Source organism: Pseudomonas sp. CGJS7 (assembly GCF_036961695.1).
This window is the reverse complement of record NZ_JBAMDI010000019.1, coordinates 92,784-116,248: the sequence shown is the minus strand read 5'-3', so window position 1 is coordinate 116,248 and position 23,465 is coordinate 92,784. Positions and strand designations below refer to the sequence as shown.

Genomic DNA, 23,465 nt, shown 5'->3' with positions numbered 1-23,465 from the left:
GCGGCGGCAACGGTGAACGGCGGGTGGAAATTGGCCAGCAGGCCCGGCCCTTTCGCGGGTGAACCCGCTCCTACGAGGGCCTGTGTCCAAACACCGACCTGTGTCCACCACCGATCTGTGTAGGAGCGGGTTTACCCGCGAATACGGTAGCGGCGGCAACGGTGAACGGCGGGTGGAAATTGGCCAGCAGTCCCGGCCCTTTCGCGGGTGAACCCGCTCCTACGACGGCCTGTGTCCAACCACCGACCTGTGTCCACCACCGATCTGTGTAGGAGCGGGTTTACCCGCGAATATGGTCGCGGCCGCAACGGTGAACGGCAGGTGGAGATTGGCCAGCAGGGCCGGCCCTTTCGCGGGTAAACCCGCTCCTACGACGGTCCTGCGCCATTCTCAAGGGATATGTTTTCACCGCGAAGAGGCGGCCACAGGCAATAATAAAGCGTCTGCGAGATTCCCTCCCGCAGACGCCCCTGCTACATCACGGTCTTGAGTTGCAAGTCACTGGTGGCTGACCCAATACACGGCAGTGACCACCACCAGAACGATCAGGCAGAGGATCGCCCAGGCATCGACGCTGCTGTCAGCTTTGCGGACCTTGGTTGAGTTTCCCATTGCATTGCCTCTTGTAGTGGTTATGGGAATGCACTTCACCACCAGCAGTTAAGACGAGCAATGCCCTTCCCTCAAGCAGGGTCATTCAATATTCGACCGGTGACGCCAGAAACGGGTAACGGTACCCGGGCGGCCGCCCTTCGGCACTGTAACGCCGAAAATCGACGCCGTAGTCGTCCCTTTCCAACAGCTTCAGCCAACGCCTGGCCTTGGCCTGATCGATTTCCTGCAATACCGGAATACGGCGTTCGCGCACGCCGTCGCGGTTCAACGCCAACCCGTGGGCATCATCGTGCAGCATCACCATGGCCCAACCGCCAAGGGTGAAATGCCCACCCATCAGCACGCTCAAGCGCCCATCGATACGCGCGCGCAAGGCTTCGGGCGAGCTGTTGACGGCAGCGAACAGCACGTCACGCCCCGGCGTGTGCCCGGCCTCCTCGAACGCCTGCATGGCACCAAAGGCCATCTGGTCATTGGCCGACCACACCAGCCGGGTGGCCGGGTAACGCTCAAGCAACTGCTTCGCTTGCTCGTACGCGCGCTGGCGGTTCCAGCCGCCATATACCACTTGCCGCAAGCGCACCTGAGGGAAATCGGCCAAGGCGCGGCGCATGCCCTCAACGCGCAACTGCGAGGCCGGGGTGGTCTTGACCCCGGCAAAAGCCACCAGATCCACCGGCCCTGCGTCGCGAGGCAGTTGTGCGAGCAACAGGTGCAACATCTGGAAGCCTGCCTGCTCGTCGTTGCTAATCAAGGTACCCAGTGGCTCGGCATACTTGTCGGACTGGGCCTCGATGCTGAGGCGCTGGCTGGCGGTCAGGCCATTGTTGACCAGCAGCAGCTTCACCCCGGTGCCACGCGACAGGCGCAGGATTTCCGGTGCCACGTACTGCTCATTGACCAGCACCAGGTAATCCGGCCGCTGCGGCGCGCTCAGGATCGCCCGGGCCTGGGTCAGTGCCAGGTCGGCGCGGCGCTCGCTGTATTGCACCTGCAGGGTCATGCCCAGCTCGTCCGCGGCGGCCTGCATGAAGCGGGTATAGCTGGTCCAGAATGTCTCGTTGGACAGCCCCGGGTTGAGGAACACCACCGAAGCCGATTGCGCATTTGCCACCAATGGCAAGACAAGGCACAAGCTTTGGCACAGGGCCTTGAGCATGGGGTCACATCTCTGCGAAGCAAACGCCGGATTATAAACGCCTGGCGATGCTCCGCGCACAAATGGCAGTCAATCTCACATAGTCCATTTGGTTCTTTTCATATGCAAAAACATCACTTTAGCGCATAACCGCAACCTGCTATCGTTCCCCGGCTCCGTACCGGAGTGCGCGGCCGTGCGCGCGAATAGCTGCATGCCTGAGACAGGACTTTTATGTACGTATACGACGAGTACGATCAGCGGATCATCGAGGACCGCGTCAAGCAGTTCCGTGATCAGACCCGCCGCTACCTGGCCGGTGAGCTGAGCGAAGAAGAATTCCGCCCTCTGCGCCTGCAGAACGGCCTTTACATCCAACGTTTCGCGCCGATGCTGCGTGTCGCGGTGCCGTACGGCCAGCTGAACGCCAAACAGGTCCGCACCCTGGCCAAGATCGCTCGCGACTATGACAAGGGCTATGCCCACATTTCCACCCGCCAGAACGTGCAGTTCAACTGGCCGGCGCTGGAAGACATCCCCGACATCCTCGCCGAACTGGCCACCGTGCAGATGCACGCGATCCAGACCAGCGGCAACTGCCTGCGCAATACCACCACCGACCAGTTCGCCGGTGTGGCCGCAGACGAAATCGTCGACCCGCGCCCGTGGTGTGAAATCGTCCGTCAGTGGACCACCTTCCACCCGGAATTCGCCTACCTGCCACGCAAGTTCAAGATCGCCATCAACGGCTCGCAGGAAGACCGCGCCGCCATCGAAGTGCACGACATTGGCCTTGAGCCGGTGCGCAACGCTGCCGGCGAACTGGGCTTCCGTGTGCTGGTCGGTGGTGGCCTGGGCCGTACCCCGGTGGTGGGCTCGTTCATCAACGAGTTCCTGCCATGGCAGGACCTGATCAGCTACCTCGACGCCATCCTGCGCGTGTACAACCGTTACGGTCGCCGTGACAACAAGTACAAGGCGCGGATCAAGATCCTGGTCAAGGCGCTGACCCCGGAAGTGTTCGCCGAAAAGGTCGAGGCCGAAATGGTCCACCTGCGTGGCGGCACCACCACCCTGACCGAAGCCGAAGTGCAGCGCGTCTCGCGCCACTTCGTCGACCCCGAGTACCTGGCACTCGACAACGTCGACTACACCGCCCTGGATGCCGAGCACCCAGGGTTCGCCCGCTGGCGCTCGCGCAACACCCGCGCCCACAAGCGCCCGGGCTACGTGGCTGTGACCCTGTCACTCAAGCCTACCGGTGTTGCCCCGGGCGACGTGACCGACAAGCAGCTGGACGCCGTGGCCGACCTGGCCGAACGCTACAGCTTCGGCTTCCTGCGCACCTCGCACGAGCAGAACATCATCCTCGCCGACGTCGAGCAGCGCCAGCTGCACGCGCTGTGGCTTGAACTGCGCGAGAGCGGCTTCGCCACCCCGAACATCGGCCTGCTGACCGACATCATCTGCTGCCCGGGTGGCGACTACTGCTCGCTGGCCAACGCCAAGTCGATCCCGATTGCCGAGTCCATCCAGCGCCGCTTCGACGACCTGGACTACCTGTTCGACATCGGCGAAATCGACCTGAACATCTCCGGCTGCATGAACGCCTGCGGCCACCACCACGTGGGCCACATCGGCATCCTCGGCGTGGACAAGAAGGGTGAGGAGTTCTACCAGGTGTCGCTGGGCGGCAACGCCGCACGCGGCGCAAGCCTGGGCAAGATCCTTGGCCCGTCCTTCGCGCAGGATGACATGGCCGATGTGATCGAGAAGCTGATCGCCGTGTACGTCGAGCAACGCACCGAGGAAGAGCGTTTCATCGACACCTACCAGCGTATCGGCATCGACCCCTTCAAGGAACGCGTCTATGCAGCGAATCATTAAGAACAACCAGATCGTCGACGAAACCTGGCACCTGCTGCCCAAGGAAACCTCGTTCGACGAGCTGACCAACTGCGACGACTACATCGTGCCGCTGCAGATGTGGCGCGACCATGCCCACGTGCTCAAGGCCCGCGATGGCGGCCTGGGCGTATGGCTGGACAGCGACCAGGAAGCGGAGGAAATCGGTGAAGACGTGCACCACTTCCAGGTCATCGCCCTGAACTTCCCGGCATTCACCGACGGCCGCAGCTACTCCAATGCGCGTCTGCTGCGTGACCGCTACAAGTTCAAGGGCGAACTGCGCGCCATCGGCGATGTGCTGCGCGACCAGCTGTTCTTCATGGCCCGCTGCGGCTTCGACGCATTCGCCATCCGTGCCGACAAGGACCCGGAAGACGCGCTGCAAAGCCTGAAGGACTTCTCGGTGACCTACCAGGCCGCCACCGACGAACCGCTGCCGCTGTTCCGCCGCCGCTGATCGTCCCGCCCCAGCGAACAGCCCGCCTCTCGGCGGGCTGTTTCGTTCACAGGCCGTGGCGCTGGAGTGCCTCACGGCTCAACTCAAGCAAAAGCTGCCGTTTCGCGACCTCACGCGCTGCGCAGATATGCTCGACCTGGGCAAAATAGTCGCCATCACTCAGCGTTTTCGATTGCTCGAGCAACGCATCCAGGCGCTGCTGAAAAGGCTCGTCCAAGCGGCTGAAGCGCGCCGCCTGCTGCTCCTGCAGGTAGTCCTGCCAGAAGGTTCGATCTGCCAGCGCCTGCGCCAAGGCTTGTGGCGTTTCCTGCCGCAGCACCTCGCTGCGCGCGGCGTCCAGGTCTTCACGGCCAACCCCACTGAAACTCTCGTACGAAAGATGGCTGGGCTGCACGGGAAGGTCGAGACTATCTGCCAGCCTGACGCGATAGGTCAGGTAAACCTCAACGGGATCGTTCGAAAAGTAATCCGCAATATGCCGCGCGGCAATTGCGTTGACTTTGTCCAGGCGGAACAACGAACGCCCCAGCCTGACCAGCGCCCGCTCCTTCTGTAAACCGGTACCGGCTGTACCGGCCTTGGCGACCAGCGCGCCAACCTCCAGCTCGCTGAGCGTCAGCAGCAACTCGTCACTGCAACTGCGCGGCCGGGCAACTTGCTCGAACAGGCTCGCGCGTACTTCAGCGTGCTGCTCGCAGGCCTCGAGGATATGCCACACCCGGGCCTGCAGGTCGCGCGGTTGTGCGTCGTATTCACGCAGGGCGCGTAAATCAGAGAAAAAGCGGAACAGATCCTGCGCCCCGGCTTCCTGGCTCAAGCGGTTCCAGCTCGCCAATCGCACCTCGCGCTGGGCTGGCGTGAATCCTGAAAACCAAGGGGCTGCAGCGTTCGGGATCGAAGTGGCATGAGCTGCACGTCGACGCTCAACGGCCCCGGCCGACGCCCTGGCCAACTGCAAGCGCTGCAAGGTTTCGTCCGAGAGTGGATTGTCGTGCAGCTCCAGGCCCCGCAACAAGCGAAGCGGCACTAAAGACAGCGCTTCAGGCAGCGTCTGGATCTGGTTGTCACGCATGTCCAGCAACTCCAGATTACCGTGCCTGGCCAGATCAGCGGGCAGATCGCCCAGCCCGGTGTTGCGCAAGGACAGCCGGCGCAGCAGGGGGAAAGACGCCAAGGGTGGCAGCAAGCCGACCGGGTTACCGTTGAGCTCCAAGCGGCGCAGCTCCACAAGCTGGCTCAAACGCAGGTTATCCTCGCTGGAAAGCACGATCTGGTTGCCGCCAAGGCGCAGGGTCCTCAGTTCGGTCAGTTGCTCGATACCTGCGGGAAGGCGCGTCAGCTGGTTGTTCCGCAAGTCCAGGTTACGCACCTTGCTGAAGCGACCAAGAAAGCCCGCATCAAGGCTCGTCACCTGCATATCGCGCAGGGTCAGGTGCGTGATGTGGTCGAAACTCACATTATCAGGCAACGCTGGCAGGTCACCCACCCGCTCACCCATGAGGGTCAGGTGGTAGTCACCCGCCACCTCCCCTGGGGTAAAGCGCTGCCAGCTTGCCGTAATACGCCTGGCAACCTTGATACGACGCAGGCGGCGAACAATGTTCAGTCCTGCGTCGTTTCGCCAGGCTTGCAATGCCTGCTTGAGGCTGACCTTGGCCTGTAACAGTTGGCTGACATGGTTCCAGGGGTCCACTCCCCGCCAAGCCAGGTCTTGCAGGTAGACCTCCAGCTGCTCACTGCTCATCACCGGATACACGTGGTTCAACGTGCGCCGCAGTGCCTGGCGAGTCCCTGTCAGGTGGCCACTGAGCGGGTAGCCCAACCGCCCATCGAACAACCGTACAGGAGGGCGAATCCCCTGCCCCACACGGGCCAGCCCAATCATTCGGGCCGCCGCTTCACGGTCAGCGAGCGCCTCACGCCCAAGCCGCTCACCCAGTGCGTCATCCGTCATCTGGCTAATACCAAGCAACTGTCGCTGGCGGCTGTCCAGCTGCCGTCTCAACGTCTGCAGCAACCCACCCCTGCCCGCGGCAGGCAGCTCAACGTTGACCCCAGCCGACCAAGGGGCGATGGCATCGATCAGGCCCAGCGCGAGCTTACCGGTATCGTCATTTTCTGCGGCGGCCTGGCGCAACCCTGCGCAGGCACGGTCTATCCGGCTGTCGCGTATTGCCCAGCGGGCACGCTCCGCCAGCGCCAGGGGTACCCGGCCTGCACCCGTCAGGCTCTCCATCTCGACGCTGCTGGCCCCCTCGACGATTTCCCGTGCGCAGCGGTGGGATAGGCCTGGGAAGTCCCGCATCAATACGCGGTCCGCTGCTTGCGGATTGATCTGTCGCTCGTTGAAGACCTCCTCGAAAGCGTCACCCCGCAACATCGGGAAATCACGGTGCAATTGCTGGCGTTCGATGGCATCGAGCAAGCGTGCCGGCGCGGGCGCATTTTCCAACAGCAAACGGCGCAGGCAGTCAGCCTCGAAACCGGTGGTCTGCAGCGCTACAGATACCGCCTCATCGGGCACCTGCGCCGTGCGGCTGGCAAGGCGGCGCACCATGTAGGCGGGGTCATGCCAGCGCTGCGGTTGCTCGAACTCATGCACCCATCCCCCGGCACCATTGTGCTCAAGTGCCGGTGAATACGCCCCTGGCCTTGATGGGTGATGAATACGCCATGCGCCATCGTCCCCCTCGCTCACCTCATAGACAGCATCGTGCAGGCGCCTCAGCGAACGGCCAGTTTCATTCACGGCCTGGCCTACCATCAGATCGACGCCCTCACGCTGATAGCCCGACAAGGACTGATCACACAGCCGCAACTGGCCATCGCCCAGGCTTACCGGCACCATGGCATCCACCCGCGCCACTCGCTGTGCCAGCTTGCCAAGTGCCGTCGCTCCGGCCGCCGTCACCGCCGCCATCACGACCGTGTCGGCCACGTTGAACAAGTGGCCCAATGCGGCGTCGCGATCACCCAACTGCCAATCCTGGTAGCCTTCGTACACCTCACCCGCCAGTTGCACCACCGTAAGCCCCAGCAGGGCCTGCCCCAACACAGGCACAAACAGCGCTGCCAGGCCTGCCACGCTCAACCCCAAATCCAGATAGCCCTGCAAACGTGCGCGGCGGTCGGCGACATCTTCATCCTCTGTCGAAACCGCCAATACCCTCGCGTCATCCAGCATTTTTTCGATCCGGGCTTGGCGCAGCGCGACGAACACGTCGCCCTCGATCGCAAAACAGCGGCCATCCAGCTCAAGCGGAAGAACAGTATTACCGTGGCTGAGCAGTGCGTTCAGGGCCGCGCAGAAGGTGACGCGATCACGCTCTGCGACGAAGCGCTGGAAGTACCGCCGATAGGCCTCATTACGCAAGCGTATGCCAAGCGTCATGTACAGCAGCTCCCAGCTGGTGTGCCAACTCACCGGGGCATACGGGTCCTCAGGCAACCACGCGATAACACCAAGCAGGCGGGCGTTCTGACGCACTTCGATCACCAGTGCACCAATGACCTCCTTGCCCAACAGCCGCAGGGTGTGACACTTCAACATGGTGTTGGCGGCTGGCAGGAAAGACGCGGTGCCCACAACCTGGTTGATCCACTGACAGGTCTGCTCATCGATTTCACCCTTGATCCTTGCGGCGATTGCAGCAAGCGCCAGGTTGGCGCTCAACGCCTCCTCCAGGGTGCTCTCGACGGCCACCCCCTCGCCTTCAAGCTTCGATTGCAAATGGCTTTGATAACGCCCGCCGATATCAAGGTCTCTGCAAAGGCGGACAAAGGCTTGCGCACTTAGCGGCAGCAGGTGCCCGCTGGCAGTGACCAACTGCGACCCGGTCGCGAACCAGCCAGGCTGCATTTCCTTTTCGTGGAAGTTGTGCAGTGCCGCCGAGAGCAGCGTCTGGGTGCTGACGATGCGTGTCGAAGTGCTTGGCAAGGCAGGTGATATCGACGGTTTTGGCTGCAGGGTCACCAGCTTGAGCTGAGCCTGGCGCAGGTCTACCTGCCTGATCGAATGGGCCTCAAGTGCTCTTTTGAGCAACGACTCGGCGAACTCATCCAAGGGGGTTATGGCCCCTAACCAGGCGTCTACTTGGTCCTGCGCCCGCTGTTGGCGCAAAGCAGCGGCGCGCAGCCCTGTCAGCTCTTGGGCAGACGCGCGCTTGAGCCAGCCTGGCAACTGACGGGCAATCAGCGCATCGATGGAGTCGGCGGGTATTACTGAAGGGGTCATGGGCAGCCTCAACGCTTGATAAAAAGCGCTAGCTGAACAAGGTTCCAATGCCCTCGGGCCCTATTTATGTAGTGAATGCACAGCTTGAAAATGTATTTGTGCCTACAGGTCAAATGACTTTGGCGCCGTAGCGGCTTATTCGCTGCCGTTCAAACCTGCACACTGGGCACCACATGATCCTCCCCCTATTCAGGAGCAACCCCATGAGCGTTCCTTCCTTCGGCCTTGGCACCTTCCGCCTCACCGGCCAAACCGTCATCGACTCGGTCAAGTCTGCCCTGGCAGTCGGCTACCGTGTCATCGATACCGCACAGATCTACAAGAACGAAGCCGAAGTCGGCCAGGCCATCGCCGAAAGCGGCGTGCCGCGCAGCGAGCTGTTCATCACCACCAAGATCTGGGTCGACAATTACGCCGCCGACAAGCTGATCCCCAGCCTGCGTGACAGCTTGCAGAAACTGCGCACCGACTACGTCGACCTGCTGCTGATCCACTGGCCAGCGCCGGGCAACGGCGTAGAACTGCCCGAGTACATGAAGGCCCTGGCCGACGCCAAGCAGCAAGGCCTGGCTCGCCAGATCGGCGTTTCCAACTTCAACATCGAGCTGACCAGGCAAGCCATTGCCGTGGTCGGCAAAGGGGAAATCGCCACCAACCAGATCGAGCTCAGCCCCTATCTGCAGAACAGCAAGCTGACCGCGTTCCTCAAGGAACAAGGGATCACCGTGACCTCGTACATGACCCTGGCCTACGGCAAAGTGCTGAAAGACCCGGTACTGGCCCAGATCGCCGCCAAGCACAAGGCTACCGTCGCCCAGGTTGCCCTGGCCTGGGCCCTGCAACTGGGCTATGCCGTGATCCCGTCGTCGACCAAGCGTGAAAACCTGGCCAGCAACCTGCTTGCCCGTGGCCTGAAGCTGGACAGCGACGACATGGCACGCATCGCCAAGCTGGAGCGCAATGGCCGCGAGGTCAGCCCTGACGGCCTGGCGCCAACCTGGGACTGACACTGATGACTGCTCAAACAATGAGACCCGGCCGCGTGCTCTTCGCGTTGGCCATTGGCGCCTTTGGCATCGGCACTACCGAGTTCACCCCGATGGGGCTACTGCCAGTCATCGCCCAGGGCGTGGAGGTGAGCATCCCCAGCGCCGGCATGCTGATCACCGCCTATGCCATTGGCGTGATGGTCGGCGCGCCGATCATGACCCTGCTGTTCAGCCGCTTTGGGAAGCGCGCTGCGCTGATGGCGCTGATGGCCATCTTCACCCTTGGCAACCTGCTGTCGTCACTGTCGCCGGACTACTACACCCTGCTCGCCTCGCGACTGGTCACCAGCCTCAACCATGGTGCGTTCTTCGGCCTGGGAGCCGTGGTGGCAGCCAGCGTGGTGCCCAAGGAGAAACAGGCCAGCGCCGTGGCCACCATGTTCATGGGCCTGACCATCGCCAACATCGGCGGCGTGCCGGCCGCCACCTGGATCGGCCAGCAGATTGGCTGGCGCATGGCATTTGCCGGTACCGCCGTACTCGGCCTGCTGGCCATGGCCGCACTGTGGTACGCCCTGCCCAAGGGTGAACGCGGCAGCGTGCCGCATGTGCGCAAGGAACTGGCGGTCATTGCCCGCCCCAGCGTGCTGCTGGCAATGGCCACCACCGTGCTCGGTGCCGGTGCCATGTTCACCTTGTACACCTATGTGGCGCCGGTGCTGGCCGAACTGACCGGTGCCTCGGACGGCTTCGTAACCTTGGGACTGGTACTGATCGGGATTGGCTTCACCCTTGGCAACAGCCTGGGTGGCCGGCTGGCCGACTGGTCGCTGGATGGCGCGGCGAAGATCTTCCTCGCCGTGCTGGCGCTGATCATGCTGGCGATGCCCCTGGTACTGGGTAGCCACATCGGCGCTGCCATCGCCCTGCTGGTCTGGGGCATGTTCACCTTCGCCGTGGTACCGCCGCTGCAAATGCGTGTAATGACTGCCGCCATCGAGGCGCCAGGCCTGGCATCGTCGATCAACGTGGGTGCATTCAACCTGGGTAACGCCGTGGGCGCGGCGCTGGGTGGTGCGGTTATCAGCCTGAACCTGGGCTACGCCGCCGTGCCAATGGCCGGAGGTGTGCTGGCGGCTGCGGGGCTGTTGCTGGTATGGCTGGGCGGGCGCAACAAGGTCGCCGGCAAGACCGCAGCCGATATGGCCTGAAGGCAATCACCTGCAGGAGCGCCTCCGCTCTCCTGCCAGGCTGTGGGCACGGATGCCCGAAACGCGACATTGGCTGCCTGTTCGGCGTGAGACAGGCAACCTCGGCACTGGATAACCTGCTGCGGCAACGCCTTGCTCCCTTGCCATAGAAGAACCTTGCCCATGACAACCTCCGCCGCCTCCGTAGCCGCCGCCACGCCTGCCGACCAGCCTCAGGGCTTTGTCGTGCGCATCGTCGGTGCTGCTGCATTCGCCCACCTGCTCAATGACCTGATTCAAGCGGTACTGCCATCGATCTACCCCATGCTGAAAAGCGATTTCGCGTTGAGCTTCGCCCAGATCGGCTGGATCGCCTTGGTGTATCAGGTGACCGCTTCCCTGCTGCAACCCTGGGTCGGTATGTTCACCGACAAGCACCCACAACCCTACCTGCTGCCTGCCGGCATGTTGGTGACGCTGGTGGGCATCGCCCTGCTCGCCTTTGCCGGCAGCTATGAAATGCTGCTGGTGGCCGCCGCCGTGGTCGGCGTGGGTTCGGCCACCTTCCACCCAGAGGCCTCGCGAGTGGCCAGAATGGCCTCCGGCGGGCGCTTCGGGACCGCGCAATCCACCTTCCAGGTCGGCGGCAATACCGGCTCGGCCCTCGGCCCACTGCTCACCGCTGCCATCATCATTCCGCACGGCCAACCGGCCATTGCCTGGTTCATGCTGGCTGCTGCGCTGGCTGTTCTGGTGCTGCTGCGGGTGACGGGCTGGAGCGTGCGCCACGGCCAGGCCCGGCTCAAGACCTTCGCTGGCCAACAGGCCCCCGGCCTGTCGCGGGGTGCCATGTGGCGCGCTGTGGCGGTGATCGCCGTGCTGATGTTCGCCAAGTTCGTCTACATCGCTTCGTTCACCAACTTCTTCACCTTCTACCTGATCGAGCATTTCGGCCTGAGTGTGCAGCACAGCCAGCTGTACCTGTTCGTGTTCCTCGCAGCCGTTGCGCTGGGTACCTTTGCCGGTGGCCCGGTGGGTGATCGCATCGGGCGCAAGGCCGTGATCTGGGTCTCGTTCCTTGGCGTGGCGCCCTTCGCCCTGGCCCTGCCCCATGCCAGCCTTGCCTGGACAGCCGTGCTGGCGGTGGCCATCGGCCTGGTGATGTCCTCGGCATTCGCTGCCCTGGTGGTGTATGCCCAGGAGGCGGTGCCGGGCCGGGTCGGCATGGTTTCAGGGGTGATGTTCGGGCTGATGTTCGGCATCAGCGGCCTGGGTGCAGCCGGCCTGGGCGCACTGGCCGACCGGCATGGCATCGAGTGGGTGTACCAGGCCATCGCGTTCCTGCCGCTGCTCGGGTTGGCCACCGCCTTGCTACCGGCCACCCGCTCGCAGGCCCGCCCTGGCCGTTGCTGCTAAAGTGGCGCTGCCAGGCTGCTTCGATACGAGGTCACGATGGTAAAGCCGCAGCGTGAATTGCTGGTGGAGGTCGATGAGTGGACCTGGGAAGTGGGTAGCCGTGCGACAGACTACCCAAGCGACTGGTTCATCGAGCCCCATAGCCATACCAAGCATCAACTGATCTATGCCATCAAAGGCCTGATGATCGTCGAGTCCGGAAACGAATGCTGGACGGTGCCACCCAGCCGCGGTGTGTGGATGCCTTGCGGGCAGGTGCATGCCATTCGCTGTGTCGGCGACGTGAAGATGCGCAGTGTGTTCGTGCGCAGCGACGCGGCAACCGGCCTGCCCCTGCAGAGCAAGGCCATCAGCATCTCGCCCTTGCTCAGCGAACTGATCAAGGCCTCGGTGGGGTTCACCGCACCGTTTGCCGAGGACTCGCGCGAAGCCCGGGTCATGCGCCTCATCCTCGACGAAATCTGCGTACTGCCGACCTTGCCGCTGAAACTGTCGCAGCCCAGCGACCAGCGCCTGCGGGTGATCTGCACGGCATTGCATGAACGGCCCGACGATAATGCCACCGTTGCCGACTGGGGCCTGCGCCTGGGGGTGGACGAAAAGACCATCCAGCGGTTGTTCCGCAAGGAAACCGGCATGACCTTCGGCCAGTGGCGCCAGCAGGCGCGGCTGATGCAGGCACTGGAGCGGATTGCCCTGGGCGAGCGAATCATCGATGTGGCGGGGGCCTTGGGCTATGACAGCCCAAGTGCCTTCGCCAGCATGTTCAAGCGCCAGTTCGGTACCACGCCCAGTCAGTTCTTCAGATAACCTGAAGTCCACGCATTTGCCGGCACTGGCCCGCCGCATACGGGCTGTCCGCTGAGGGCTCGCCCTGCCTGTTCTTGCACAGCATCCCCGCCAAGCCGTATACAGTACCCCTACAACAATGCCCGCAAAGGAGCCCGGCACATGACCGTGACGCTGTCCCCCCTGCAGATCGACTGCGATTTCGACTCCGGCAACATACAGGTACTGGATGCCAGCAACCCGGCCCAGGTACACCTGGCCATTCGCCCGGACACCCACAGCGGCCACTACCAGTGGTTCCACTTCAAGGTCAGCGGGCTCACACCGGGGCAGGTCCATCGCTTCAGCCTGGACAACGCTTCTGGCTCCTCGTACAAGAATGCGTGGAGCGGCTACAACGCTGTGGCCAGCTACGACCAGCAGCGCTGGTTCCGTGTGCCAAGCCAGTTCGACGGTACGGCGCTATCGTTCGAGGTGAAGGCTGAACAGGACCAGATCTGGTTCGCCTACTTCGAGCCCTACCCGCGTGCCCGCCACAACCAGCTGATCGAACGTGCCTGCCAACTCCCGGGGGTCGAGTTGCTGGCCAGCGGCCGCAGTGTCCAGGGCCGCGATATCCCACTGCTGCGGGCAGGCGACGGTGCCGAAGGCAAGCGCAAGCTGTGGCTGATTGCCCAGCAGCATCCGGGCGAGCACATGGCCGAATGGTTCATGGAAGGCGTGATCGACCGCCTGCAGGCCAACGATACGGTGGTCCAGCAATTGCTGGCCAAGGCCGACCTTTACCTGATCCCCAACATGAACCCCGACGGCGCCTTCCTCGGCCACCTGCGCACCAACTTCAAGGGCAAGGACCTCAACCGCGCCTGGCAGGACGCCAGCGTCGAATTCAGCCCGGAAGTGTTCTTTGCACAAGCGCAGATGAAGCAGTACGGTGTGGATGCCTTCATCGACCTGCACGGTGACGAAGAGATCCCCCACGTGTTCACGGCCGCATGCGAGGGCAACCCGGGTTACACCCCTCGGCTGGCCAAACTCGAAGAGCAGTTCCGTAGCACCTTGTGCAGCCTGACCCGCGACTTCCAGACAGTGCATGGCTATACCCGTGACGAACCCGGACAGGCGAATACGACGCTGGCCTGCAATGCGGTGGGCATGGCCCATGACTGCCTGTCACTGACGCTGGAAATGCCGTTCAAGGACCATGACGATGCGCCCGATGCAATCACCGGGTGGTCGGGGGCGCGCTCCAAGGCACTGGCCGGGGCGGTGCTGGAGACCTTGGCCAGGATGGTAGGCGATTTGCGCTGAACCTCGCCTTGCGCAGCCCCTGCAGGAGCAGCCCGTCGCGACACGCGGCGGCTGCTTCGGGGGTATTGATCGCCGTTCAGAACTGCACATCCAGTATCACACTGTCGGTATAGGTCGCAGCCGGCGGTGTCGCCTGATCGGTATAGACCTTGGCGTTGTAGTTGAACACCTGGCTACCCGTGCCGGTACCTACGCCGGGGTTGATGTCGGCATCCGTACTGGAACGCCTGGCAGCCCCTGACGCCCCCCAGCGCACGGTACCGGCACTTTTGAAAATGTCATAGGCCAGGTAGTTGTTGGCCGAAGACTTCATCCGCCGCCGCCCACCGGACACGTTCTGCCCGTCACCCAGCCCTACCGTGTAGCTGCTGCCCTTGGTGCATGACACGTTTATGCCCTGGCTCACCGTGCCGAACCCCGCCACCACCGGCGCACTGGCGAAGCTGATGTCAGGCGTGGTGATCTGGCAATCGTTGGTCACCGTCAGGCTCACGTTCAAGAGCTGGCTACCCGAGCCGATGTCGCGCCCAAGGCATATCCCCAACGCGCCAATCCCCGAGCAATAATCCCAGCTCCAGGCCACGGTCAGGGCCTCTTGATACAACCCGGCCGCGACATTGCTGCCAATCTGGGTGCGCATGTAGATCGGCACCGCCTTGGGCGTGGTACCGCCGAGCAGCCCCAGCAAGTCGAGGATACCGTTGCGGGCGAAGTCGTAGGCCACACCCCGGGTAATCGGGTAGCGGGTGGTGTTGTCGGCATACAGCGTGTAGGGAATGACATCGCCTGTCGGGCCGACCAGCCCACCCGAGGCGGGCGTGATCGTGGCGTAGAAATGATCACCGCTGCTAAGCAAGGTCAGTAGCGAACCGGTGCACTGCAACCCCGAGTTGAGGCTGGAAGCCGTCTGTACCGTGTTGCGAACCTGCGTTGAATTAAGGCTGCCAAACGCTGCCGGCAACGTGGCCACCGATGAGCAAAGCGCCAAGGCCGTGCCGCTCGGCAACAGCAGCACGCTCGCCACCAGGCCCCGCCGCCAGGCATTCATCGGCACACCAACGGACCAATCAAAGGGACCGAGCCTTGCGCTTCGGGCAGGTCGAACGCCACTTCGCAATGCCCACCCCCTTCAAGCGCCACCTGAAGGCGGTTATGCGACGACAGGTTCTCCAGGTACACCAACCCGTCCCACCCCACCACCGCCTGGGTGCCACTCTCTGCGTGGGTAACACGGCTCCCCAGTTTGAGCACCTGCTGATTGCCATCCACCAATTCGACACTGGCCGCCATGACGCGCTTGAGGGGGAACTCCAGCAAGTAGCCACTGCCCCGTCGTACCGCCACACGCTGCTCAACGTCCGGCGCGAGGACATCCGGTGGCAGGTTCATCGGATCGATCTCGTACTTGCCCCGGTAGTAACCGCTGCTGTAAGGCACCAGCAAGTGCCCCTTGGCATCGGTACGGCCGATTTCCTGGTTTTCATAACGCACCGGTACATCCGCGTAACCTGCGGTGCTGACCACTACGAAGGCATCATCGATACGGTTGGCAGCGAACACGCCGGCATCCATCCACACCAGCGAACCACTGGCGTCGGCCCAGCGGGTCATCTCGCCGCTGCTGCCATACGTACCGGCCTGCAATTGCACCGATTGCAGGCGCCAGGTGACGTCGGCCTGGCGATAGGCATCACGGTCGCTGCCTGCGGCATAGCCCAGGTTGTAACCGACGCCGACACCGGCTGGCACCGCACGGCTGTAGTTGACCCGTTGCAGGGTCTCGCCTTCATTGCTGCGTTCCATGCTCAGCGCCAGGGTGCCGTGCAGGTCGAATGGGATCACCAGCTGCGCCTGCACCGCCCACTGGCTGTCCCCCACTTCACGGTTGGCCGAGAGGTACACACTGCTGCTGCCCCACAGCGGCTTGCTGTAGCTCAGGTTGATCAACCGGGTACGCGTACCGTCACCGGCGCGCACATCGAAGTAGCCAGCGCCAATGCTGCCGTACTCGTTCAGGTTGACACTGAGGGTGACCTGTTCGCTGCTTTTGCTCAGTTGCATGTCCGGGGAGCCCACCCGGCTCAGGTCGGCATAATCGCCATGGCGTTGCAGGCGCTGGTAACCGAAGCCGATGCGCTGGCTGTTGTATTGGTAGCCAAGGGCGACCTGGTGGCCCTTGTCGCCCTCGAACCGGCTTTGCGCCAAGGCAGCGTTGAGCACGCCGAAGTTGCCCACGCGCATGTTGCCGCCCAGTCCACCCAGCATCAGCGACTCCGCCGTTTCGGCGTGGGTTTCCAGGGTGAACATGTCACTGAGCCCATAGCGCAGGCTACCCGAGGCGATACCCGGCCCATAGCTGAAATCGCGTACACCGTAATCACGGCGCAGGCTGCCGGCGGCCACCGAGTAGTCCGACAGGCCCTTCTGCAGCAGGCTGCTGGTGACGTAGAACGGCAAGGTGGTCGACACCTGCCGGCCAAGGGCATCAGTGGTGACCACCACCGCCTCCCCGGCACCGTTGATGAACGGCACGTTGGTCAGGGTGTACGGGCCTGGCTGCAGTTCGGTGGTACTGGACTTGAAACCGTTGATGAACAGGTCGAGCGACGTCGGCACCGCCGCTTCGCCGGCGAACGCAGGCAACGGGTAAGTGACAAGATCCGGACGCGCCGCGAAGTCGCGTGACAGCTGCACTCCGCCCACCCGCACCGAACTGCTCCAGGGCAAGGCGCCCGTCACGAAGTCACCGGCTTCGTAGGTCAGCAGGCGCTGCTCGTCGGTGAAGCGCCAGGTGGTGTCGTAACGCATGAAGCCACGGCGGGTATCGTCCGCCTGTGCGCCATTGAAAGACTGACGCCACTGCCCGGTACTGGAAAAGGTACCCCAGCTGTCGAACAGGCGCAGCTCGTTCCAGGCGGCCAGGTATGTGCCGCCTTCATCGGTATCGTTGAGGTACAGGTCGTAGTTGAACAAAGCGCCGAAACTGCTGCGCGCATCGCTGGCCGGGTAAAGGTTGCGATCACCCACTTGCTGTTCTGGCAACCAGGCTGGCGGAACCTGCAGCAGCAGGCGCTGGTTCTGACTGTCGTAGTCGGTGTGCAGCCCCGCGATGCTGTCCAGGGCCACCTCCCCCTGAGGGTTGCCCGGCAGCGAGACGCCGGCTGCACGCAATACGTCGCTGTCCAGGTACAACCGCCCGGCCCGCTGCTGCACCGGTATCAGGTCAACCCTGGGCATCTGGTTCACCACCAGGTCGAGGTAAAGGGTGGCCTCGGCGATGGCGGACATCTCCGTGGGCGGTGGGGGCAAGTCGTCGGCCAGTACCAGCGCGGGGCTGACCATGGCCAGCCCCAGGCACCAGCGGCACGTCGTCGCCGGGAGCCATTTCACACACGGTTTCCAACCATTGCCGGGTCCTCCCTGGCCCCTGCACTTCATTCAGCCGTTGGCTCATTGGCCTTGGCGGATGGCGTCCGCCGAGCGCTGACCGTTGACCCTGCCCATGAGCACGCTGCCGTTGCCGGATGCCACGGGAGCCGGCCAGCGCATGCTTGCCCCCGGCAGCACATAACCCAGCAGGCCTTCAGCCAGTGGCTTGCTCTGGCTGCCTTGCTGCACGACCACATCGGTCAGCCGCGCATGTACCGGGCCCGTGTTACGCAGTTCAATGTAGGGCTTGCCCTGCACCGTCACCGGGCGCCAACTGAGCTGTGGCTTGCCCACGCCCTCGGCATTGCGTCTGCCTTCAGGGTCGGCCTTGCCCCACAGCCCTTCGCCATAGACGAACAGCGGCACCGAATAGCGCATCTGCAAACGAATGGCCGCCGTCGCGCCGGGCTCGGCCTTGTCAACCGGGATGGCGGGCGGAATCTCGTCGATGATGATGCGGTAGGCCTGCTCCTGGCCGGCGGGTGAAGGGCCGGTACGGGTGAGGCGGATCAGCTGCTTCTGCCCGGGTGCAATGTTGGCGACCGGTGGGCTGCCGATAATCTCGCGCTGCGCCTGGAACTGCTCCTGGTAATCACCCTGGCGCCAGGCGAATACCCGCACCTGCAGGTTTGCCGGCGCAGTGCCACGGTTTTCCAGCCACAACGCACCTGCCTTCTGGTCGGCCTCCAGCACCGGGTCGATCGGCCAGATCAGCACCGAAGTGGCCGCCCAGGCCGGCAGGCTTGCCAGCGACAATAATCCAGTCAATCCACGCGTCCACTTCGCGCCTGCCCGCATGCAGCTCTCCTTAGACACTTGTCATGGGTGGCGCTGGCCGTTACCAGGTCACCGTCACTTGCACCACATCGGTGTAGGTCCCTGCCGGCTGCGTGCCGGTCAGCTGAACCCGCCCGTACACCGGTAGCTTGATCGCCGTCGGGTCGGAATAGCTCACCGCCACGCTCTGACCGATCCCCAAGGCCTGGCTATAGGCGGCGTCCCGGTACAACTGGTAGGCCAGCACTTGCGTGCCACTGGTGCGCTTCAGGTTGCGTGTGCCACTGGCACTGTTTTGCCCGCCGTCCAGGCTCATGCTCATGGCCACGCCCGGCGTGCACTGGAACGTCACGGTAGAACCACCCAGCGATGTGCTGAGCAGGCCCGTGGACAGCGCCGACTGCGAGCCATAATCGAGCGTGCCGTAGCTGGTGACACCCCCCACCACCAGGCACCCGGCGACAACCTGCGCCGTCACCGTGAAGGTACTGGTGGTCACTGCCCCCAATGGGGCGGCCAACAACATGCTGACGCCAGTCAGGCCCCCTGCCAGCCAGCCGCGCATGGGTCAGAACGACAGCTCGACCGAGATCGTGTCGCTGTAGACCCCTGCGGGCAGGCCTGCCTTGCCGACGGCCTTGCCGTAAAGGTTGACCGTCTGAGCGGCGCCGGTACTGGTCGGCAGGGTGATGGTGTCGTCGACCGCCAGCAACGCCGTACGCCCAGCGTCGGTATAGAGGTCATACGGCACAAAGTTGCCAGAACCATCGGCGAGCGCACGGGAGCCGCCGCTCGACTGGCCGTCATGCAGGCCGGCACGCACTTTGATCACAGGCACCGTACCTGCCGAGCACAGGATGCTCATGGCGCCTCCCCCGCCTCCCAGCACCTGGGCATCGGCGGTAACGAACAAGGCATCCTGGGTACCGAAGTCCAGGGCTCCGAAGTTAAGCCCCGACGTGCCCGATGTGCCATTGACCTGGCACGCCGCAGTCAGCGTGAGGGTCGAGCTGATACTTCCCGTTACCGTGGCCGCCTGGGCCTGGGAAGCCAACGCCAGGCCCAGGCCTGCGAGGACGCAAAATGAAAGGTTCGTTCGCATCGGAGTCTCCTTGCGTGGTTACCAGTCCAGGGTCACTCTGAGGGTGTCGCGGTAAAGCCCGGCCGGCAGCGCACGCGGTTGCGCCACTACCACACCGTAGATGGGAATCGGTACTTGCTGGCTGCTGCTAATGGTGAAGGCCCGTGCCTGGCCGACGCCGTAGCGGCTGCTGCCGCCCGGGTCAACCGCCAGCTGGTATGGAATCAGTTCACGGCCGTTGCTCAGGCGGCGAATGCCATCGTCGCCATTGAGGCCACCATTGATACGCACGTTGAAGGCCCGAACCTCAGGCGTGCAACTGATCTGCAGGCTACCCTGACCGCCCACTTCGTCCACCTGGCTGCGCAACGGCTGGTCCCAGTTCGGACCGCGCTCGCCAAAGTCCAGTACGCCTGGGTCACCCAGCACGGCCGGTTGCGTCTCGTTGCTGCTGATCTGGCAAGACGCGCTGATCACCAGCCGCGCCTGGATGAAACCGGTGGTGCTGCCATGCACCGCACCGCCGGGGACCAGCAGCGGGCCGAGGGTGAGCAACAGGATCGAAGTGCGGCTCATGGCATGGCGTCCTTGTGCATGGTGGCGTCCTTACCAGGTGACGGTGACTTTCAGCAGATCGGCATAAACCCCTGCATCCGGCACCCAGGCCAGTTTGTCGATACGTGCATACAGCGGCAATTCAACCGAACCGCTGCCCGGTATACGCGCCGACTGGGCTACCCCCACTGCCAGCGGCTCACGCCAGGCAGCGTCACGGTACAAGCGGTAAGGAATGGGCCGCGCCAGGCGATCGTCGCTGGCCAGGTAGCGCAGTTCGCCGATGCCACCATGCAGGCCACCATCGACACGCACCTGATAGGGCGTATCCGGGTTGCACTCCAGGCGCGGCGGACGCTGGCTCAGCAGCACACCACTCAAGGGCGCGCCAGGGCCATCCAGGCGCGCCGTAGCACCCAGGTCAATCCGCCCCAGGGCCTGGGCTCCCGCATCGCGGGTCTGGTTGACCAGCATGCAGCCACGCTGCACCAGTACCCGCACCTCCACGAGAAAATCCGCAGCCACGGTAGTGCCGCTGAACAACAGGCCGAACAGCGCGGCCAGCATGCGCTCCGTCACCTTGTTATCCTTATCGAAACGTCTTGAACTGAGCGTAGCAGTGAGGCGGCGCAGCCGATGTGGCATAAAGCCATTTTTTTTGTATTAGCGACAAAGCGATACCGTGGCATCAAAAAAAGCCTGTACCGCACAGAACCCGTGGCCACCCCGTGCCTCCAATGGCCAGGAGCCGGTAAATTCGCCGGGATTCTGTTAGGGTGAATCGTATTCGTCCCGCGCCAGACACCTGTGCCGTACACGGACGGACATGACAGGAGCTTTTTCAATCATGACTGCAGACAACTCACTGGCAGACGCCATGGAGCGCTGTGCCCAAGAACCGATCCAGGTTCCGGGCAGCATCCAGCCTCACGGCTTTCTGCTGGTGCTGGATGCCACCGACCTGTGCGTGCTGCAGGCCAGTGAAAATGTCGAGCACTGGTTGGGCTTGCCAGCCCGCGAACTGATCGGTTGCCACTTCGCCGACCTGGTTCACGAGGGCTTTGACCTGCACGCACACCTCACACGGCTTCCCGAAGATGAAGTCTTCCCCTTCCACATTGGCGACGTGCGCTTGCGCCAGGGCGCACCCATCAGTGCCCTGCTGCACATGCTGGTCCATTGCCACGATCAGGTACTGATTGCCGAGTTCGAACCGCCCCGCCTGCCAGCAGACTTGGTCGGGCAAGGCGACTACTACCCGTTGGTGCGCAGCTTTGTCGCCAGTCTGCAACTGGCCGGCAGTATCGAAGACCTGCTGCAACAAGCGGTGCTGCAGCTAAAACGCATCACCGGCTTTGGGCGGGTCAAGGCCTACCGTTTCGATGCCGAAGGCAATGGCCAGGTGCTGGCCGAGGTAGCCGACCCGGGCTACCCCAGCTACGCAGGCCTGTGTTTCCCGGCTGCAGACATCCCGCGCCAGGCGCGCGAGCTGTACCGGGTCAACCGTATCCGCGTGATCGAGGATGCCAACTATCAGCCCTCGCCACTGCTACCCGCCACCAACCCGCGCACTGGCAAGGCGCTGGACATGAGTTTCGCTGTACTGCGCAGCGTGTCACCCGTGCACCTGCAGTACATGCGCAACATGGGCACGCTGGCCTCGATGTCGCTGTCGATCGTGGTCGACGGCGAGCTGTGGGGGCTGATTTCCTGCCACCATCAGCAGCCACGCCCGGTGGACCTGCGCACCCGCACGGCCTGCGAGCTGTTGGCCAGCGTGCTGTCGTTGCAGATAGAGTCCCGCGAGTCCCATGCCAGCACGCGCAAGCTGTTGGCGCTGCGCCAGCACATCGTACGCATGATCTCGTCCATGGCCGACCACGACAGCGTCAGTGACGGCTTGCGCGACCTGCCCCACGTGCTGCTGGCCTTCGCCGACGCCCAGGGCGCGGCAGTGATCTCGGCCGAGCGCTGTGACCTGATCGGCCAGACCCCGCCTGAGGCCCAGGTGACGGCGCTGGTGCACTGGCTAGGCCAACGTGACGAAGACAGCGTGTTCCATAGCGACAACCTGCGCCGCGACATCACTGAGCTGCCCGAGCTGGCAAACCATGCTGGCGGGGTGCTGGCAGTGGCCATCTCGCAGATCCACTCGCACTACCTGCTGTGGTTCCGCCCCGAGCAGATACGCACGGTCAACTGGGCCGGGCAGCCGACCAAGCAGGTCGGGCCACAGGGCAACCTCGACCCACGGCACAGTTTTGAACGCTGGCAGGAAGAACTGCGCGGCTATTGTCAGGCGTGGGACCCACTGGTGATCGAGGGCGTGATGGAGCTGCGCAGCGCTGTGCTGGGCATTGTCCTGCGCAAGGCGGAAGAGCTGGCACAACTGGCTGGCGAATTGCGCCGTTCCAACAAGGAGCTCGAAGCGTTTTCCTACAGTGTTTCCCACGACCTGCGCGCACCGCTGCGGCACATCGCCGGCTATACCGAACTGCTTGGCGAAATCGAAGGCCAAGGCCTGAGCGAACGCGGCAAGCGCTTCCTCCAGCATATCGGTGAAGCGGCGCACTTTGCCGGCAGCCTGGTCGACAACCTGCTCAACTTCTCGCAGATGGGGCGCTCGGCCTTGCGCCTGTCCGACGTCGACCTCAACGCCCTGGTCGAGGCCATTCGCAGCGAGCTGGCCCCCGATTACGAAGGCCGCGCAATCGTTTGGGACATCGCCCCACTGCCCAAGGTGATCGGCGACCCGGCATTCATCAACATGGCCTTGCACAACCTGATAGCCAATGCCATCAAGTACACTCGCGGCCGCAATCCTGCTCGCATCGGCATCAATGCCGTACAGCACCCTGAAGAAACCGAGGTCTGCATCCGCGACAATGGCGTGGGCTTCGACATGGCCTACGCCAACAAGCTGTTCGGCGTCTTCCAGCGCCTGCACCGCATGGAAGATTTCGAAGGCACCGGCATTGGCCTGGCGAGCGTACGCCGCATCATCGAGCGCCATGACGGTCGAGTCTGGGCCACTGGCCAGGTCGACCAAGGCGCCAGCTTCCACTTCACCCTACCCCGAAACACTGCTACCTGAGGCATCGCTACCATCATGCTCAAGCCCATTCTGCTGGTCGAAGACAACCCCCGAGACCTGGAGCTGACCCTGCTGGCCCTGGAGCGCAGCCAGTTGGCCAACGAGGTCATCGTGCTGCGTGACGGCGCCGATGCCCTCGACTACTTGCTGCGCCGCAACGCCTATGCCAAGCGCGATGACGGCAACCCTGCCGTGCTGTTACTCGACCTGAAACTGCCCAAGGTCGACGGCCTGGAAGTGCTCAAGGAAGTGCGCGCCACTGCCGAGCTGCGCAGCATCCCCACCGTGATGCTGACCTCTTCGCGCGAAGAGCCCGACCTGTTGCGTGCCTACGAGCTGGGGGTAAACGCTTATGTGGTCAAACCCGTGGAGTTCAAGGAATTCGTCACCGCCATCTCCGACCTCGGGGTATTCTGGGCAGTGCTAAACGAACCGCCACCCGGCTCACTGCGACTGAACCGTCGCGGTAGCAACTGAGGCCG

At 63.4% G+C, this 23,465-nt stretch carries 18 protein-coding genes; 9 read left to right on the top strand and 9 right to left on the bottom strand.

Going from position 1 to position 23,465, the window contains the following annotated elements; all coding sequences use genetic code 11:
- Positions 1 to 697: 697 nt before the first annotated feature.
- A complete protein-coding gene (locus V7787_RS14455; protein ID WP_198747140.1) occupies positions 698 to 1,774 on the bottom strand; it encodes a substrate-binding domain-containing protein in 1,077 nt (358 codons plus the stop codon).
- 213 nt (positions 1,775 to 1,987) lie between these two features.
- Between V7787_RS14455 and V7787_RS14450 the strand changes: the two genes are divergently transcribed.
- Both V7787_RS14450 and V7787_RS14445 read left to right on the top strand, forming a co-directional pair.
- The gene (locus V7787_RS14450) at positions 1,988 to 3,640 is read left to right on the top strand and encodes a nitrite/sulfite reductase (RefSeq protein ID WP_064493402.1); all 1,653 of its coding nucleotides are present in this window, start codon (positions 1,988 to 1,990) and stop codon (positions 3,638 to 3,640) included.
- A complete protein-coding gene (locus V7787_RS14445) occupies positions 3,624 to 4,118 on the top strand; it encodes a DUF934 domain-containing protein (protein ID WP_003250391.1) in 495 nt (164 codons plus the stop codon). The genes V7787_RS14450 and V7787_RS14445 overlap by 17 nt, the downstream gene beginning before the upstream one ends.
- A gap of 46 nt (positions 4,119 to 4,164) precedes the next feature.
- Here the strand turns inward: V7787_RS14445 and V7787_RS14440 are convergent, their stop codons facing one another.
- A complete protein-coding gene (locus V7787_RS14440; protein ID WP_336088556.1) occupies positions 4,165 to 8,352 on the bottom strand; it encodes an NEL-type E3 ubiquitin ligase domain-containing protein in 4,188 nt (1,395 codons plus the stop codon).
- 203 nt (positions 8,353 to 8,555) lie between these two features.
- Between V7787_RS14440 and dkgB the strand changes: the two genes are divergently transcribed.
- The 5 genes from dkgB to V7787_RS14415 all read left to right on the top strand — a co-directional run bounded on the left by dkgB (position 8,556) and on the right by V7787_RS14415 (position 14,047).
- Positions 8,556 to 9,359, top strand: a complete 804-nt coding sequence (gene dkgB, locus V7787_RS14435; protein ID WP_064493404.1) for a 2,5-didehydrogluconate reductase DkgB — start codon at positions 8,556 to 8,558, stop codon at positions 9,357 to 9,359.
- 20 nt (positions 9,360 to 9,379) lie between these two features.
- Positions 9,380 to 10,552, top strand: a complete 1,173-nt coding sequence (locus tag V7787_RS14430; protein WP_442965314.1) for an MFS transporter — start codon at positions 9,380 to 9,382, stop codon at positions 10,550 to 10,552.
- 162 nt (positions 10,553 to 10,714) lie between these two features.
- A complete protein-coding gene (locus V7787_RS14425) occupies positions 10,715 to 11,947 on the top strand; it encodes an MFS transporter (protein ID WP_064493406.1) in 1,233 nt (410 codons plus the stop codon).
- Positions 11,948 to 11,983: 36 nt separating this feature from the next.
- Positions 11,984 to 12,757, top strand: coding sequence for an AraC family transcriptional regulator (locus tag V7787_RS14420; protein WP_064493407.1), 774 nt, complete (start codon positions 11,984 to 11,986; stop codon positions 12,755 to 12,757).
- A gap of 141 nt (positions 12,758 to 12,898) precedes the next feature.
- Positions 12,899 to 14,047, top strand: a complete 1,149-nt coding sequence (locus V7787_RS14415; RefSeq protein ID WP_336088554.1) for a M14 family metallopeptidase — start codon at positions 12,899 to 12,901, stop codon at positions 14,045 to 14,047.
- Positions 14,048 to 14,123: 76 nt separating this feature from the next.
- Here the strand turns inward: V7787_RS14415 and V7787_RS14410 are convergent, their stop codons facing one another.
- The 7 genes from V7787_RS14410 to V7787_RS14380 form a co-directional block, all read right to left on the bottom strand.
- Positions 14,124 to 15,095 (bottom strand): Csu type fimbrial protein, encoded by a 972-nt coding sequence (locus V7787_RS14410; RefSeq protein ID WP_104962122.1) that lies wholly within the window; start codon positions 15,093 to 15,095, stop codon positions 14,124 to 14,126.
- On the bottom strand, positions 15,092 to 17,389 hold the full coding sequence (locus tag V7787_RS14405; RefSeq protein WP_198747162.1) for a fimbria/pilus outer membrane usher protein: 2,298 nt from the start codon (positions 17,387 to 17,389) through the stop codon (positions 15,092 to 15,094). Before V7787_RS14405 ends, V7787_RS14410 begins: the two co-directional genes overlap by 4 nt.
- 108 nt (positions 17,390 to 17,497) lie before the next feature.
- The gene (locus V7787_RS14400; protein ID WP_020192457.1) at positions 17,498 to 18,274 is read right to left on the bottom strand and encodes a fimbrial biogenesis chaperone; all 777 of its coding nucleotides are present in this window, start codon (positions 18,272 to 18,274) and stop codon (positions 17,498 to 17,500) included.
- 40 nt (positions 18,275 to 18,314) lie between these two features.
- Entirely contained in the window at positions 18,315 to 18,818 is a 504-nt protein-coding gene (locus tag V7787_RS14395; RefSeq protein WP_020192458.1) for a Csu type fimbrial protein, read from the bottom strand.
- A gap of 3 nt (positions 18,819 to 18,821) precedes the next feature.
- Complete coding sequence (locus tag V7787_RS14390) at positions 18,822 to 19,355, bottom strand: Csu type fimbrial protein (protein WP_336088553.1); 534 nt, start codon at positions 19,353 to 19,355, stop codon at positions 18,822 to 18,824.
- Positions 19,356 to 19,373: 18 nt separating this feature from the next.
- The gene (locus V7787_RS14385) at positions 19,374 to 19,910 is read right to left on the bottom strand and encodes a Csu type fimbrial protein (RefSeq protein WP_064493411.1); all 537 of its coding nucleotides are present in this window, start codon (positions 19,908 to 19,910) and stop codon (positions 19,374 to 19,376) included.
- A gap of 30 nt (positions 19,911 to 19,940) precedes the next feature.
- Positions 19,941 to 20,468, bottom strand: coding sequence for a Csu type fimbrial protein (locus V7787_RS14380; protein WP_336088552.1), 528 nt, complete (start codon positions 20,466 to 20,468; stop codon positions 19,941 to 19,943).
- A gap of 268 nt (positions 20,469 to 20,736) precedes the next feature.
- Between V7787_RS14380 and V7787_RS14375 the strand changes: the two genes are divergently transcribed.
- Both V7787_RS14375 and V7787_RS14370 read left to right on the top strand, forming a co-directional pair.
- Positions 20,737 to 22,983, top strand: coding sequence for an ATP-binding protein (locus V7787_RS14375; RefSeq protein ID WP_336088551.1), 2,247 nt, complete (start codon positions 20,737 to 20,739; stop codon positions 22,981 to 22,983).
- A 15-nt stretch (positions 22,984 to 22,998) separates the two neighbouring features.
- The gene (locus V7787_RS14370; RefSeq protein WP_020191520.1) at positions 22,999 to 23,460 is read left to right on the top strand and encodes a response regulator; all 462 of its coding nucleotides are present in this window, start codon (positions 22,999 to 23,001) and stop codon (positions 23,458 to 23,460) included.
- Positions 23,461 to 23,465: the final 5 nt, after the last annotated feature.